This is a genomic window from Clostridium minihomine, from assembly GCF_900240385.1.
GTDB classification, from domain to species: domain Bacteria; phylum Bacillota; class Clostridia; order Oscillospirales; family Acutalibacteraceae; genus Faecalispora; species Faecalispora minihomine.
Genome location: NZ_OEQH01000005.1, coordinates 50921 through 67078 on the forward strand (window position 1 = coordinate 50921; position 16158 = coordinate 67078).

Genomic DNA, 16158 nt, shown 5'->3' on the forward strand with positions numbered 1-16158 from the left:
TCGTCTTATTTTTATCGCTTTCTTTAGAACCGCTCTACGCCGTCACGGGTTACACGAGCATAGATTAAAGGAATGTTGTCGGGAGTTTCCTCTCGAATGGTTACAGCGCTGTTAAACAGACTTTCGGCCTGTGCACAGCGTACAGCATCCGAAGTATAGAACGTGGCGAGACTCTCGCCTTTTTTCACCCGATCGCCCACCTTTTTCTGAAGGATGATTCCGGCGCTGTAATCAATTGGATCTTCTTTCTTTTCACGTCCGGCGCCAAGCTCAACAGAAGCAATTCCGCACTTTTCTGTGTCAATGGCGTAAAAATAACCGTCCTGCTGGGCATATACTTCATGGCACACCTTGGCCTGCTGGAACTTCGTGTGGTCTTCCAGAACCGAGATATCGCCTTCCTGTGCTGCAACCATCTCTTTCAGCTTTTCAAAGCCCTGGCCATTTTCAATTTGCTCCATTGCCGTCTTCTTGCATTCGTCAATGCTTCCTTTGCCCGCCAGATACAGCATATTCGCTGACAGCTCGATGCAGATTTCGGTCAGGTCGGCCGGGCCATGCCCTTTTAGTGTATCGCACACTTCACAAATTTCCAGTGTATTGCCGATGGCATTGCCAAGCGGGCGATTCATATCGGTAATCAGCGCAACCGTCCGGCGGCCCACATGCTCCCCGATTGAAACCATAGCCTCGGCAAGGCGAATGGAATCATCCACTGTTTTCATAAATGCGCCGCTGCCTGCCTTCACGTCCAACAGAATACAATCGGAACCGGCCGCGATTTTTTTACTCATCACGCTGGAGGCAATCAGCGGAATGCTGTCTACCGTAGCGGTCACATCACGCAAAGCATACAGCTTTTTGTCTGCGGGCACAAGGTTGCCCGACTGCCCAATGACACTGACGCCAACTTTGCGGACAATGTCAAAGAACTTTTCCCGGCTGAAGGAAGTCTGAATTCCGGGAATAGACTCCATTTTATCGATGGTTCCCCCGGTATGCCCCAGGCCGCGCCCGCTCATCTTTGCCACCGGAACGCCAAGCGACGCCACAATGGAAGAAATAATCAGCGTGGTTTTATCCCCAACGCCGCCGGTGCTGTGCTTATCCACCTTAATTCCGGGAATGGAAGAAAGATCGACCATATCGCCCGAATTTGCCATACCCATGGTAAGCGTGGCGGTTTCTTTTTCGCTCATGCCTTTAAAATAAATCGCCATCAAAAGTGCAGATGCCTGATAATCCGGAATCTGGCCTTCCACATAATTTCGAATAAAAAACTCAATTTCTTCTTTGGTCAGTTCTCCGCCGTCACGTTTCTTTTCAATAATATCATACATTCTCACTCTGGGTCACCCTTTTCCAATTGTGTCATTTATCAAGATCTTTGCCGCTAAATCCCAGCGGAAGCAACTCTTTCAGCGTATAAACTTTCCATTCTTCCGAATTCTTAGCTAACAGAATCCGAAATGTTTCCGGATCGCAAAATTCCATCATCACCTGCCGGCACACCCCGCAGGGCGCGCAGTAATCGCTGATGGACTTTTCGTGTTTCCCGCCCACAATCGCAATGGCGGCAAAATTCTTTTCCCCTTCGCTGACTGCTTTAAAAAAGGCCGTGCGCTCCGCACAGTTGCTGGGGGTATAGGCCGCATTTTCAATATTGCCGCCTTTATAGATCTTTCCGTCAGATGTCAGAAGAGCTGCCCCCACACTAAAACCGGAATAGGGCACATAAGCTGTTTCACGCGCCTCAATTGCCGCACAAACTAGCTCTTGATCACTGACTGCCATTTCTTTCGCCATGACAGAGCACTCCTTTCCTGATGAGAGAAAGGACGAACCGCAACCCGCCCTTTCCTCTTTACTGATTATTTCCCGCTTTTTTCCTGATCTTTCAAAATCTGAATAATCCGGCTTGTTCCCAATCGGGAGGCACCAAGAGAAAGGAATTTTTCTGCATCATCCAGGCTGGTGATTCCGCCGGAAGCTTTGATTTTCACATGGGGTCCCACATGCTTTGCAAACAGCGCAATATCCTCAAAGGTTGCGCCTCCCGTAGAAAATCCGGTGGAAGTTTTGATAAAATCCGCACCGGAACGTGTGACAGACTCACACATCCGGATTTTTTCCTCTTCGGTCAAAAGGCAGGTTTCAACGATTACTTTTAGGATGTGCCCATCGCAGGCCTTTTTGATCTGCTCGATTTCATCGGTCACCTTGTCATAAAGCCCATCTTTTACCCAGCCAATGTTGATCACCATATCAATTTCATCGGCGCCGTTGTTCACGGCATCCTGCGTTTCAAATACCTTAACCGCTGTGGTGGAATATCCGTTTGGGAAACCGATGACTGTGCAAACACGCATGGCGTCGCCCACATATTCCTTAGCCTGTTTTACATAAGAAGCCGGAATACAAACAGATGCTGTGCCATACTGCATGGCATCGTCGCAAATTTCTTTGATCTGTGCCCAGGTAGCCGGCTGTTTGAGTAAAGTATGGTCTACCGCACCAACAATTTTATCCAGTTCCATGATTTTTCCTCCCATCAACGTTGTCCTTTTTCATAGGGTAATCCGTCTGCCTTGGGGGCAACGGAACGTCCGACAAACAGGATCAGCACAATAATCGTTAATACATAGGGCAGCATGGCAAGAATCTGACTCGGAATGGTCACGCCGCTGTCGCTGCCGCCCAATACAACCGTAAGGGCTTGTGCAAGGCCGAACAGCATGCAGGCTCCGTATGCGCCAAAGGGAGTCCATTTGCCAAAGATCACCGCCGCCAGTGCAATAAAGCCCTGACCGCTGATTGCTGTTTGATTAAATTGAGAAATAATGGCCAGCGTCATGGATGCACCGCCGAAACCTGCCAGCATTCCGGAAATCAGAACGCAGGTATAGCGCGTGCGGCTGACGTTAATTCCAAGTGTATCCGCCGCCGCCGGATATTCCCCGACTGAACGGATGCGAAGGCCCCATTTGGTTTTATACAGCACGAACCAGATGATCACGGTAGCAATGAAAGCAAGAAGAACCGTGATATCTACATTCAGACTTTCTGCCGGTGTTCCATGCAGTCCGTCTTTGCCAAACAGCTTGGGTAAAGTGGCCACAGGCGGGGTCATTGCCGCATTGTCAAACAACAGGCGGCAGAAGAACAGCGCAAAGCCGGGCCCCAAAAGATTGATGGCAATACCCGAAATGGTCTGATCCGCATTGAAGGTGACAGAAGCAATGGCATGCAGCAAGGCAATGGCTGCACCGGCAGCACCGGCAGCCAAAAATCCCAGCCAGGGGTTCCCGGTAAAGTAGCTTACCGCTGCCGCCGAAAGAGCACCGATGGTCATCATGCCTTCAATTCCGATGTTGATGACGCCGGCGCGTTCTGAAATGACACCGCCCAAGGCACCGAAAACCAAAGGGGTAGAGTACATCATTGTAATTCCAACTAAAAGTAAAAAATCATTTAGCATGTTCGGTACCCCTCTTTCCCAATCTGTCCGCCAAAACCGGAACGATCCGGGTCAAGGCCACAAAGAATACAATCGTACCGATCATGATGTTAATAATTTCGGTCGGTGCACCAACTTCCTGCTGAACGCTTTGCCCGCCATATAGCAGCCCGCCGAACAGAAGCCCGGCAAACACGCAGCCCACTGGGGAAGAACCGGCAATCAGTGCCACAGAAAGACCGTTAAAACCGTTGTTTTCGAAAGCAGCCAGCGTTGAAATGCTGTGCGGTGACATTCCCGTAATGGTAAGCGCGCCGGCCAAACCGGAAAGCGCGCCGGCAATCAGCATGGAATGCATAATGTTCCCGCTGACATCGATGCCGGAAAATTCTGCGGCATCACGGTTAAACCCTACCGCACGCAGCTGATAGCCCTTTTGGGAACGATAGAGCAGAATCCAAATAATAGCCACCATGGCAATCGCCACAAGGATGCCAAAATTTACGTCGGTACGCACCAACATATCATACAGCCACTTGTGGGATTTTAAAGTCTCTATTCCTTCCGGAGAGGTCTTCCACTGGGGCAGCAGCATGGTATAGCTGGACGGGTTTACCGGCAAAGTGCTGGTGGAATTTGGCTGATGGTATGACGGTGTGTTTACAATAAAATTGCAAAGGTACAGGCCAATCCAGTTCAGCATAATACTGGTGATAACCTCGTGAATTCCATACTTGGCCTTCAAAAAACCTACGGCCCAGCCGAAAATGGCACCGCCCAGTACGCCGGCCAGCACAACAATCGGAACTTGAAGAACCGGCGGAAAATCCAATTTCACGCCCACAAGAACCGAAAACACTGTGCCCGCAATATACTGGCCTTCAGCACCGATATTAAACAGGCCGGTCTTATAGGCAAACGCCACAGAAAGACCTGTCAGGATAATCGGCGTTGCTTTAATGATGACATTTGAAATGTATTTTGGCTTGGAAAAAATTCCGTTAAACAGCGCACCAAACGCCTCAATGGGATTATAACCTGCCAAAACAAGGATAATCGCCGCTACCAAAAAGCCAAACAGCACGGCAATCAGCGTGGAGGTGATTGGTTTTTTCAGTATTTTAACCAGCGTTTTCATTCCGCTTTCCTCCCGCCATTAATAGTCCGATTTGATTTTCGTCTGCTTCATCCTGTGTGAACGTGCCGGAAATTGCTCCGTCATAAATCACATTGATGGTGTCGGCCACATTCATAATTTCATCGAGCTCCAAAGAAATCAGCAGAATTGCCTTGTTCTTGTCACGTTCCTGAACCAGCATTTTGTGTACATATTCAATTGCACCCACATCAAGGCCGCGTGTGGGCTGCACTGCTATCAGCAGATCCGGATCGTGAGAAATCTCTCTGGCGATAATTACCTTTTGCTGGTTGCCGCCCGAAAGACCGCGCGCCGCCTGTGTTTCACACCCGGCAGGCCGGATATCGTAATCTTCCACCAACTTCTTAGCGAAGGACTTCATTTTATCCAGATCCAGCATACCGCGCCGGCTGAATTCGCTGCTGCGATGCTTGACCAAAATTGAGTTTTCTGCCACTGTAAACGGAAGCACCAAACCGCGGCGCTGCCGATCTTCGTGAATGGTAGAAATTTTATGTTCAATAACGTTACGCGGCGTCGTATTCTGAATTTCGATTCCATTGATTTTGATGGTGCCGCTTTCCACGCGGGTCAGGCAGGTGATGGCCTCCACCAATTCTTTCTGGCCGTTTCCGTCAACGCCGGCAATTCCGACAATCTCCCCTTTGCGTACGCACAGCGAAAGGTTCTTCACCGCTTCCAGTCCACGGTCGTCTTTCACAGTCAGATTCTCAATTTCAAAAACCACCTCGCCGGGCTGTGCGAGGTTCTTGTCAACCACAAGCTTTACTTTGTGGCCCACCATTTTGGTGGCAAGTTCTTCTTCGCTGACATCCGAAACCGGAAAGGTGTCGATGTACTGGCCCCGGCGAATAATGGTACAGACGTCGGATGACGATTTAATTTCTTTCAATTTATGTGTGATGATGATAATGGTTTTGCCGCTGGCGGCCAGGCCGCGCATAATTTCAATCAGCTCTGTGATTTCCTGCGGGGTCAGCACGGCGGTGGGTTCATCCAAAATCAGAATATCCGCGCCGCGGTACAGCGCCTTTAATATTTCAACGCGCTGCTGCATGCCAACAGAAATATCTTCAATTTTTGCATCAGGATCCACCTCAAGGCCATATTCCTTTACGATCTTGACGACGTCCTCACGCGCTTTTTTCATATCTAGAACGCCGAATTTTCCCGTTACTTCTTTGCCGAGAATGATATTCTGCGTTACTGTAAAATTGTCAACCAGCATAAAGTGCTGGTGAACCATACCGATGCCGTGTGCAATTGCATCGTTGGGGGTTTTAATCGCGCACTTTTCTCCGTTTAAATAAATCTCACCGCTATCTGCCTGATACAGGCCATAAAGCACATTCATCAAGGTGCTTTTTCCGGCGCCGTTCTCGCCTAAAATGGCGTGAATTGATCCCTTTTTGACTTCCAGTTTCACCTGATCCAGGGCACAAAAGGAGCCAAATGTTTTGGTAATCTCATGCATCTGTACCGCGTATTCCGGACTGATTTCCATAGCAAATCTCTCCTAATCTTCCGTTTCTTTTTTACAGAAAGGGGCGCCCCGAAGGACGCCCCCTCCGCAAAAAAGTGTCAGATACAAAAAATTACTTCAGGGCTTTCACAAACTCATCGTACTGCTCCTGGCTGGCAGGAGGAACAATTTTGTTGTCTTTGATCTGCTGCTGCAAATCGATGGCTGCTTTATAGGTTTCTTCACCCATCAGCTTGTGCTCTGCAGGGATGCCGGCAGCATCTTCCGAAACACCAAGGCTGATTGTGGTTCCGCCGGTCTTTTTGCCATCCATAATCTCTTTGGAAACTTCTTCTGTTGCCTTGTTCACCAGCTTGAGAGCAGAGGTCAGAACATATTCAGGTGCAAGGTAAGCCTGATCTCTATCCACGCCGATTGCAAATTTCTTTGCTTCTTTTGCCGCTTCAATTACGCCGGTTCCAACGTTGCCCGCTGCGTGGAATACGATATCGCATCCGCCAGAGAACATTTTGGAAGCAATGGCCTTGCCCTTAGCGGAATCGCCGAAGCTTTCGGCATACTGAGCAACCACTTCAATGTTTTTGTTCAGCTCTTTTGCGCCGTAAGCAACGCCTGCTTTGTACCCGAATTCAAACTGATCGATAACGCCGCTCTTGATGCCGCCCACATAACCAACCTTGTCGGTTTTGGTGGTTTTCGCAGCAATATAGCCCACCAAGAAAGAGGGCTCTTGTGCACGGAAAACAACCGCAGTCACGTTAGCCGGGGTTTCGTTCTCATAAGCATTGTCAACAATGGCAAACTGAACGTCGGGATTCGCCTTCGCAGCGTTTTCAATGGCATTGCCCATGGCAAATCCAATCCCCCAAACCAAGTCGCTTCCGCTGTCTACCGCTTTATCCAGGTTCGTGGCATAGTCGGATTCCTGCTTGGATTCAGAATAGCTGACATCTGCACCGGTGTCTTCTTTGAGTTTCTGCAGGCCTTCCCAAGACGACTGGTTAAAGGACTGATCGTTTACGCCGCCGGTATCTGTAACCATAGATACCTTAAAGGATGTTTGGGCGGCAGCAGACGATTCCCCGGCTGCGGCGGCGCTGGATGTGTCCTTTCCTCCGCCAGAGCATGCCGTGGCAGAAACTGCCATGGCGGCTGCAAGTAAAAGTGCAACGATCTTTTTCATACATTTTCCTCCTAAAAATAATGTTGATATGTGATATCACCGTGAGTGATATTCTTAAATTGGCAAAGTAAATCATGCAGCGCCCTGCATCACCCTTTGCTGATTCTGCTTTCATCGTGTTTCCCCCAAAAACTATGAAAGCGGTTTCAAATGCCGCCTTTCACTCAAGCGAGTGAAAGGGCAATCTCCATCATTTGTGTAAAACCGATTTGGCGTTCTTCTGCCGAAAGCGATTCCCCTGCAAGCGGACGGTCAGAGATCGTCAGCAGGCAAAGCGCATTCTTTCCTGCCCGTGCAGCGTTCATATAAAGGGCCGCGGCTTCCATTTCAACTGCCATAACCCCCATCTTTTTCCAAGCGGGAAGCGAATCTTCACGTTCGTCATAAAAAGTATCGCTGGAAAGAATGTTTCCCACCTTCATGGGGATTCCCAATTCTTCGGCAGCCTTTACGGCGCGGCTCAAAAGGCCGTAATCTGCAATCGGTGCAAATGTACCGGGCAAATTGTACTGCTCCACATAACTGGAATTGGTGCAGGCACCCATTCCGGCCACCACGTCACGCAGATTCACGTTGTCGGTAATTCCGCCGGCCGAGCCGATGCGGATAATGTTATCCACACCGTAAAAGTGGAACAGCTCGTATGTATAAATTCCAACAGAGGGCATTCCCATGCCCCCGCCCATCACCGAAACAGGCTTACCCCGGTAAGTGCCGGTAAAACCGAGCATATTGCGAACGGTGTTAAAACAGGTGACATTCTCAAGATACGTTTCCGCAATGAATTTAGCGCGGAGAGGATCGCCCGGCATTAAAACCGTTTTGGCGATCTCTCCTGCCTTCGCGGCATTATGGGGCGTTGGTATGTTTGACATATTCTTTTACCTCCCGTTATTATCGTAAAATTTCTTTCAGGCGAGAAGTGCCTGTAATGCGCTTTTCTACTCCGAAATAGTCCAGAATCGTGGCTCCAATATCAGCAAAGGTGGGTTTCGTTCCCAAATTTGCGCCCGCCTTCACTTGTTTGCCGGTAATGACCCACGGAACATATTCTCTGGAATGGTCAGTGGACGGTGTGGCCGGGTCACAGCCATGATCCGCGGTAATCATCAGCAGATCTTCATCGCGCAGGCCGTTCATAATTTCCGGCAGCTTTTCATCAAAATAAGCCAGTGCTTTTGCGTAACCATCCACGTCATTGCGGTGGCCGTACAGCATATCAAAATCCACCAGATTGATAAAGCACAGGCCGTTAAAGTCCTTTTGAAGATACTCGAGAGTGCGCTCGATTCCATCGGCATTGTTTTTGGTGCTGACGGTTTCGGTGACTCCCTTGCCCACAAAAATATCGTTAATCTTGCCCACGGCAAGGACATCCAGATTCTGTTCTTTGAGCTGATCCAGCATGGTGACATGCGGTGGTACCAGAGAAAAATCGTGGCGGTTCGAGGTACGGGTGAAATTCGGATCCTCCCCGATAAACGGGCGAGCGATGACCCGGCCGACGCCGTGTTCTCCCTGCAGCATTTCCCGGGCGATTTTGCAGTAACGGTACAATTCCTCCAGCGGAACCACCGATTCGTGCGCGGCAATCTGGAACACGCTGTCTGCGGAAGTATAAACAATCAGCGCACCGGTTTCCACATGCTCTTTTCCATAATCACGAATCACATCAGTTCCGGAATAAGGCCTGTTGCAAAGCACACGGCGGCCTGTCTTTTCTTCAAACTCCCGAATCACTTCGGCAGGAAAACCGTTGGGATAGGTGGGGAGGGGCTTCGGAGAATAAATTCCCGAAATTTCCCAATGGCCGATTGTGGTATCTTTGCCTTTAGACGCTTCCTGAAGACGGGCAAAAGCGCCCTGCGGAGCTTCTTCTTTCGGCCAGCAGTCCACTCCGTCAATATTAAAAAGACCCAGTTTTTTCATATTGGGCATATTAAAATATTCGCTGGTTGCGCAAGCGGCCAGTGTATTGCTGCCTTCGTCGCCGTATTCCGCCGCATCCGGCTCTTCACCGATGCCGCAGCTGTCCAAAACAATCAAAAAGACTCGTTTATTCATAATTAGACTCCTTCTTTCCGTTTTGTTGTCTCCCGGATTTTCACAGAAACCGGCAGAACGTTGTCCCGTTGTTGAATCGTGCCATACTCTGTCTGTTCCAAAATCAGCTGAACACACAGCCGGCCGATCTCTTCAATTGGCTGAGCCACTGTTGTCAGCGTGGGAATCATCAAACGGCTCAGGCCAACATCGTCGTAGCCCACAATCATCACATCATCCGGAACCCTGCGCTTTTGCTCATAAATTACTTTATACAGGGCAAATGCCACCAGATCGGTGGAAGCAAGCACCCCATCAGCATCGGGATACCGCCGAAATAACTCCCGTGCGCTTTCCACACCTTCGTCATAGCTATATCTGCTGTTTACAAAACGCGGCTCAATCTGATGCCGACGGCAGGCATCCACATAACCCAAATATCGCTGCTTGCTGCTGCAATACTGCTGCGGCCCGCGCATCAGAACAATCTTTTTGCAGCCGCATTCAATCAGATGTTCTGTCGCAATCCGGCCGCCGGTGTAATTATCGGACTGAACAGAAGCTGTGCAGTGGGTTCCCGCGTTTTTATCCATCACCACAACCGGAATGGGACAATGGCGGATTTCTTCATCCAAATTTTCATTGTTTGCCGTGATAATGATGCCGTCTGCATTCATTCCCATCAGCATTTTAATATAGGCCGCCTCTTTTTCCGGATTTTCATCGGAATTACACAAAATCATTTTATAGCCATTGCGAAAGGCTTCGTCTTCAATGGCCCGCCCGACTTCGCTGAGGAAAATATTTAAAATACTTGGCACGATATAACCAATTAGACGCGAAGATTTTTTGTAAAGAGAGCGTGCAATTTCATTTGGATTAAATCCTGTTTTGTGGATTGCTTCTTCCACCCGCCTTGTTTTTTCTTCGCTCACTTTAGCCGTACCATTAATCACGCGTGAAACCGTTGCACTGGAAACGCCGGCCATGCGCGCAATGTCACTGATATGAACCAAAATGATCACCAAAACCTTCCATCGTTGTTAAAGCAAATTGGCTTTACTGGGTGTCATCAAACTTGAAACCGGTTTCATCCAAAGTTCATTTTGCTATCATTATAAACGAATAAAACCAGTTCGTAAATTATTTTATGAAATTATGATAAAATTTTTAATTGCAAAAAGTGTATTTTGTCAAAATGTGCACTTCTTCGCGCTTTTTCTACCATTCTATTTCGTTTAAAAGAATGTAGTTTGGCCGGTAATTTAGAAAAACAGCTTCCGGCACAGGACAAAACTGTGCCGGAACGCGTTATTTTATTTTACCACAATATTGCAAAACCCAACGGAATAGGCTAAGTCCGCCAACTGCTTCATCCTCTCTGCAGAAGGGGAAGAAAACGATGCGAAAGGACCTTTCACCCCAAACGCACGAAACGAAATCAGAACCAGCCGGGTGCTTGCAGCCAAAGGGCCAAGCAGCTGTGCAACACCGCGTATCGCATCTTCGGCATCCACGTGGCCCTCCACATTCACGATGCGCACTTCCTCCAATTTTCCGCAAGAGGAAAGGAATATCAAATTATCACGGACAGCGGCGTTGTTTCCTCCTGTCAGCGCATGAAACACCTGCGGTGACCAGGCTTTTACATCCAGCATCACACCGTCACAAACGTTCATCAGCTCGGGATATTTGGAAAACCGGATGGTGCCATTGCTGTCACACAGGCAAGTAAGGCCTTTTTCTTTGACCAGCGTGAACAGTTCCGTTAGAAACTGCGGATACAATCCGCACTCACCACCGGAAACGGTAATTCCGCGAATAAACGGGATGTTCTTTTCCACTTCTTTCATCACAGCGGGAGCATCCATCCAATGAATTTTCGGTGAAGCGTAATAGGGACACACCTGAATGCAGGTATTGCAGGAAACACACTTGGTTTCGTCCCACACCACTGTTTCGCCTTGTTTGGAAAGAGCCCCCTCTGGACAGTGCTCCACACAGATGCCGCATCCGTTGCACAGATTCTGTGTTTCGGGATTATGGCAATAGCCGCACGCAATGTTGCATTTTTGCAAAAAAACAGAGGTGCGGCTGCCGGGTCCATCCACTGTGCTGATGGGAATAATTTGGTTCACCGGCACCGTGGTCATGCCATTCGAACCTTTCTTTCTGCCAGATGGTTTTTGTCATAATTGGGGGCGCCCAGCTGGGTTGTATTCTGTAAAACAGCTTCATGTTTGCGGTATTTTTCCATTTCGCTGCGCTTAACCAAAAATCCGGTGATTCGGATCAAATCGGTGTCGGCGGAATAAAAACTCATATACTGCACCCCAACAGAGAATGCACCTTTTACCACATCCAGCAGCGCCGCCGGGTTCTGATTCACATTGCTGGCAATGGGGAAAATATCGCCCACACCCGTGGGGAAATAGTGGTGGAAACGAGAGCTGTGCCTTAAATGTTCGGCAAAGGATACCGGTTCGTCACCGATGGGAATCCGCACACCAGAGGTAATTCCCTGGTCGCTGTCCAGTCCCACCTGAGCATGCAGCAAGAACTTATCACCGGCAATGGGGGAGTAAAGAGCCTTATACCCAGGGGTAAGCTCTGCAACTTTATCCATGATTCGAACGCCCAAGTCATCGGCTTCGGAATCTTGCCCATACTTTTTGCCGGATTCTTTCATCAGTGTATTTACACACTCTGCAAGGCCGGTCACGCCGAACATTCCCACAAAGCGATCTTTAGAAATCAGTCCTTCCTTAACCAGGAAGTTAGACTCAAAGAAACCTGATTTTTCCACAATAAAACGGATGCGCTCATTCATATAATCCGCAATCAGGCCAAGACATTCGGGCAGCAGTTCATTGAGGAACTGCTCTTCGCTGGCGGCTTCCTTTACCAGCTCAGTCAGCGTCACACGGGTAAGGGTAAATGCACCGCCGCCAATCGGAAGAATATTATAGCAGCTTGCCACGCCGTAGCGATCGCCAAAAGGCGCACAGTTGGCCTTTGCATTGCAGATGGCCGGGTTAGAAGATTCCAACGAACACTGAATTGCCTGCTCCATAAAGGAATCGGGGGTAATGTCCGGGTCATATTTCATCGTCAAGTTGGGAACGGTATTTTTCAGTTCCTTTACCACCTTTAAAATCAGGCGGCCCGCACGGGTTTCTTCCGGCCCGATATTGGCATGACAAAACGAGTCGGTAATGGTGCGATCCAAATAAGTCAGGAACAAACGCAGTTTTTCGCAAATTTCCTCATCCGTAAGGCCATCTACAAACGGCTCCATCATTTTATCAAGGCTGCCCAAATATACCGGGAAATTGGTGATGGACGGAACATGACGATACAAAATCATCAAAGAGAAAATCAGTTCATCCAGCGTTTTGGGAGGGGTCAGCTTGAGGAATTCACTGCCCTGCTGCACAAATTTTTCATAATCGGGCAAAATATAGCGCGGGCGATAAGGTGCGCCCCCTTCAAACAAATCGTTAATAGCATTGGTTTCAAAAAAATGCTTTGTGCGCGGTGGAATGTTCAGTACGTCCAAAGAATTCTCTGCACATTTTGCCAGACCCATCACCTTCTGTTCGTGGGTCAGTTCACGGGATGTTAGGGTTTTATAGGTGTTATCCAGATCGATCATGACAAATTCTCCTTTCCGATCCTCTAAGGCTGTTCTGCAAAGAGGGTACTAGGCAGCTTTTCCAGACTGCCCGATTCCAAAATTCATTTTAATAAAAAAGATTCCATCTCTTTTTTCAAGGCTTCATATTGAGCGGCCGTAATTTGTAACTTTCCGTTTTTGACACTCACGAGCCGTTTTTCAGCCAGTCGTGTCACAGCCCGGTTTATGGTGCGCACACTGTTGCCGGTTGTTTCGGCAATTTCCAGCCTTGTGCAAGAAAGCCGAATCGCTTCGGGCTGTTCCCCGCCCTTTTCATAAGCGCGGATTAAAAATTGAACCACTTTTCCGTTTGCATCCAAAAAGTGCAGGCTGCGTTCATTTGCCGTCTGACTCAACAGACTGTTTAGAATCCAGCGCACATGCAGAAAAAACAGTTCCGGATCGCAATGCATCCAAAGAAGATATGCGTCGGCAGAAAAAGAGATCAAACGGCATGGTGTAACCGCGCGGACTTCGGCAATATAATGCGGCATTCCGCCCAGCGCTTCATATTCCCCGAAAAATTCCGGCGCTTCGGCTTCTGTGAGGGTGTGGCGTGCAATGCGGGTTTGATTTGTGACAACGGACACACGGCCCTTTATCAGGTAGTAAACCATGTGGCTCGGGTCGTCCTCGTGTATCAAACTTTCGCCTGCCGAAAGGGTAATGGGATACACCGGGACATCCGCAGGAAATTTCGCCATCATTTTCCGCAGCTCCTTGCGAAATGGTTCGGTTTCCGTTTCTAAATATTCACCGATTTTCACCGTTTACCCTCCCTTCTGATTTTATTTTATATCAATTAAAGCGAAAAGGAAAAGGACATATGTCCTTTTTTCTGAAATATAGCATGTTTTCCATGCAAAATCTAAAAAATTGTGGAAAACAACGAATATTATGTTTGTTTTTTCCGCTTTTCTATTTTCCTCTTGACAGATTTCAAGTTGGTTGCTAAACTATGGGTGTAAATTGATAAGCACAAGATTACTGTTATAAACATTTGATTAGATGTGAGGTGAGAAAATGATTACAGAGCGAGAACGCCAGATTCTTCGGTGGATTGAAGAAAACCCCACCATTTCACAACAAGAGCTGGCAGACAAGGCAGGAATCTCACGTTCTTCCGTGGCGGTGCACATCTCGAACCTGATGAAAAAGGGAAGAATTCTGGGGAAAAGTTATATTTTGCAAAAAGCCCCCTATGTGGTTGTTATCGGCGGCGCCAACATTGACATTGCAGGAAAACCTTTTGCCCCTTTGGTGGGGCGGGACTCAAATCCAGGCCTGGTAACCCTTTCACCCGGTGGAGTAGGGCGAAACATTGCCCAAAACCTTGCCATGCTGGAGGAAGAGGTCAAATTCATTACCGCGCTGGGGGAAGACGCCTATGCGTCGGAACTGGTCAGCAGCTGCCGGAGTGCGGGAATTGATATTACCGAAACGCTGACTGTGCCGGGCGGTTCCACTTCTACCTATGTTTTCATCACCAACGAACATGGAGACATGGAGCTTGCTATTTCTGACATGCAGATCTATGACAAAATCACACCGCAATATCTGGAAAAGCGTGCAGACCTCATCAGCAATGCGGCTGTGTGTGTGATTGACACGAATCTGACCGCAGAAACCATCCGCTATCTGGCCGAAACATTTCACGTTCCGCTGTTCTGTGACCCGGTGTCCACAGCAAAAGCAGGGAAGCTTTCCGGTCTTTTGGGAAGATTTCACACCCTAAAGCCGAATCTTTTAGAAGCTGAATTGCTAAGCGGAATTAAAATTAAGGATCAAAACTCACTGGAACAAGCGGCTCAGGCTCTGCTGGATGCCGGTTTAACACAGGTTTTTCTTTCCATGGGAAAGAACGGCGTTTACTGCGTCAATCAACAAGAAAGAGCAACGGTTCCCCCTTATGCCAGTGAACTGGTCAACACAACAGGCGCCGGAGACAGCATGATGGCTGCGATTGTGTGGGGCTGGCTTCAGAAATTCTCACTGGAAGACTGTGCCCGCGCCGGAATGGCGGCCGCATCTATTTGTATCGAAAGCCCTGGCACCATCAGTCCGCAAATGAGCTGTGAAAACGTGCTCCAGAAAATGAATGCAGAAACAAACTGCTTGCGCAAAGGATAAGCCGAAGCAAAAGCAACCGTCGAAAGGAGTTTCACAATGAATCAGCTGAAACAATATCTCGAAATTTCTCCCGCAGTACAAGAAGCACTGGCGGCAAACAAACCGGTAGTGGCGCTGGAATCCACCATCATCTCTCACGGTATGCCGTATCCCAAAAATGTGGAGACCGCCCTGAAAGTGGAGCAGATTATCCGTGATAACGGCGCTGTTCCGGCAACCATCGCCATCATCGGCGGAAAGCTGCGCGCCGGACTGTCGAAAGACGAAATAGACTATCTTGGACAAAAGGGTCTGAGCGTCACAAAAGCAAGCCGCAGAGATCTGCCGGTCCTTGCCGCCCGCGGTGAGGATGGCGCCACCACAGTTGCTGCCACGATGATTATTGCTAATCTAGCCGGAATTTCCGTATTTGCAACCGGAGGCATCGGCGGAGTTCACCGCGGTGCAGAAACAACCATGGATATTTCCGCGGATTTGGAAGAGCTTTCCGTAACCCCGGTTATGGTGGTCTGCGCCGGCGCAAAATCCATTCTGGACCTTGGCCTTACATTGGAATATCTGGAGACAAAGGGTGTTTCGGTTCTGGGTTATCAGACCGAGGAACTTCCCGCTTTCTATACCCGCAAGAGCGGATTTAAAGTGGACTACCGCGTGGACACTCCGGCAGAACTGGCCGGCATTTTCCATGCAAAAGAAAACCTGAACCTAAAGGGCGGGCTGCTTGTCACCAATCCCATCCCCGAAGAATTCGCAATGGATTCGGATTACATTTCCAAATCCATTGAAGAAGCCTGCAAAGAAGCAGAAAAACTGGGAGTCAAGGGCAAAGATACCACCCCGTTCCTTCTGGATAAAATTCAGAAAATTACCGATGGCAAAAGTCTTGACGCCAACATCCATCTGGTGTACAACAATGCCGTGCTGGGGGCAAAGGTTGCCGGTGAACTGAGCAAATTAAAGTAGTCTTCTTTACTATGCCCGCAAAAAGGTCACAGAATGTCTGTGATTTACAGGAATCTTGAATCAT

At 48.7% G+C, this 16158-nt stretch carries 15 protein-coding genes; 2 read left to right on the forward strand and 13 right to left on the reverse strand.

Features of this window, described 5'->3' with window-relative positions; all coding sequences use genetic code 11:
• Positions 1-23: 23 nt before the first annotated feature.
• From C1A02_RS11525 to C1A02_RS11585, 13 genes are all read right to left on the reverse strand, one after another.
• The gene (locus C1A02_RS11525) at positions 24-1340 is read right to left on the reverse strand and encodes a pyrimidine-nucleoside phosphorylase (RefSeq protein WP_101698387.1); all 1317 of its coding nucleotides are present in this window, start codon (positions 1338-1340) and stop codon (positions 24-26) included.
• 31 nt (positions 1341-1371) lie between these two features.
• A complete protein-coding gene (locus C1A02_RS11530) occupies positions 1372-1806 on the reverse strand; it encodes a cytidine deaminase (protein ID WP_101698388.1) in 435 nt (144 codons plus the stop codon).
• 65 nt (positions 1807-1871) lie between these two features.
• Positions 1872-2537: a deoxyribose-phosphate aldolase gene (gene deoC, locus C1A02_RS11535; RefSeq protein ID WP_101698389.1), complete on the reverse strand. Its 666-nt coding sequence runs from the start codon at positions 2535-2537 to the stop codon at positions 1872-1874.
• Between the two features lie 14 nt (positions 2538-2551).
• The gene (locus C1A02_RS11540; protein WP_101698390.1) at positions 2552-3478 is read right to left on the reverse strand and encodes an ABC transporter permease; all 927 of its coding nucleotides are present in this window, start codon (positions 3476-3478) and stop codon (positions 2552-2554) included.
• Entirely contained in the window at positions 3468-4595 is a 1128-nt protein-coding gene (locus C1A02_RS11545; protein WP_101698391.1) for an ABC transporter permease, read from the reverse strand. The genes C1A02_RS11540 and C1A02_RS11545 overlap by 11 nt, the downstream gene beginning before the upstream one ends.
• On the reverse strand, positions 4579-6120 hold the full coding sequence (locus C1A02_RS11550) for an ABC transporter ATP-binding protein (RefSeq protein ID WP_101698392.1): 1542 nt from the start codon (positions 6118-6120) through the stop codon (positions 4579-4581). Before C1A02_RS11550 ends, C1A02_RS11545 begins: the two co-directional genes overlap by 17 nt.
• 91 nt (positions 6121-6211) lie before the next feature.
• On the reverse strand, positions 6212-7282 hold the full coding sequence (locus C1A02_RS11555; protein ID WP_101698393.1) for a BMP family ABC transporter substrate-binding protein: 1071 nt from the start codon (positions 7280-7282) through the stop codon (positions 6212-6214).
• Positions 7283-7446: 164 nt separating this feature from the next.
• On the reverse strand, positions 7447-8157 hold the full coding sequence (gene deoD / locus C1A02_RS11560; protein WP_101698394.1) for a purine-nucleoside phosphorylase: 711 nt from the start codon (positions 8155-8157) through the stop codon (positions 7447-7449).
• 19 nt (positions 8158-8176) lie between these two features.
• Positions 8177-9346 carry a phosphopentomutase gene (locus C1A02_RS11565; RefSeq protein ID WP_101698395.1) on the reverse strand — a complete coding sequence of 390 codons (1170 nt, stop codon included), beginning with the start codon at positions 9344-9346 and terminating at the stop codon, positions 8177-8179.
• Positions 9347-9348: 2 nt separating this feature from the next.
• Positions 9349-10350 (reverse strand): LacI family DNA-binding transcriptional regulator, encoded by a 1002-nt coding sequence (locus tag C1A02_RS11570; RefSeq protein ID WP_101698396.1) that lies wholly within the window; start codon positions 10348-10350, stop codon positions 9349-9351.
• Between the two features lie 291 nt (positions 10351-10641).
• The gene (locus tag C1A02_RS11575; protein ID WP_101698397.1) at positions 10642-11478 is read right to left on the reverse strand and encodes a YjjW family glycine radical enzyme activase; all 837 of its coding nucleotides are present in this window, start codon (positions 11476-11478) and stop codon (positions 10642-10644) included.
• A complete protein-coding gene (locus C1A02_RS11580) occupies positions 11475-12980 on the reverse strand; it encodes a YjjI family glycine radical enzyme (protein WP_101698398.1) in 1506 nt (501 codons plus the stop codon). The genes C1A02_RS11575 and C1A02_RS11580 overlap by 4 nt, the downstream gene beginning before the upstream one ends.
• 83 nt (positions 12981-13063) lie before the next feature.
• Positions 13064-13768, reverse strand: a complete 705-nt coding sequence (locus tag C1A02_RS11585; RefSeq protein ID WP_243578000.1) for a Crp/Fnr family transcriptional regulator — start codon at positions 13766-13768, stop codon at positions 13064-13066.
• Between the two features lie 256 nt (positions 13769-14024).
• Here C1A02_RS11585 and C1A02_RS11590 point away from each other — a divergent pair, with 256 nt between their 5' ends.
• Together C1A02_RS11590 and C1A02_RS11595 are read left to right on the forward strand one after the other, a co-directional pair.
• Positions 14025-15131: a PfkB family carbohydrate kinase gene (locus tag C1A02_RS11590; protein WP_101698399.1), complete on the forward strand. Its 1107-nt coding sequence runs from the start codon at positions 14025-14027 to the stop codon at positions 15129-15131.
• Between the two features lie 36 nt (positions 15132-15167).
• On the forward strand, positions 15168-16094 hold the full coding sequence (locus C1A02_RS11595; RefSeq protein ID WP_101698400.1) for a pseudouridine-5'-phosphate glycosidase: 927 nt from the start codon (positions 15168-15170) through the stop codon (positions 16092-16094).
• The last annotated feature ends 64 nt before the right edge of the window (positions 16095-16158 follow it).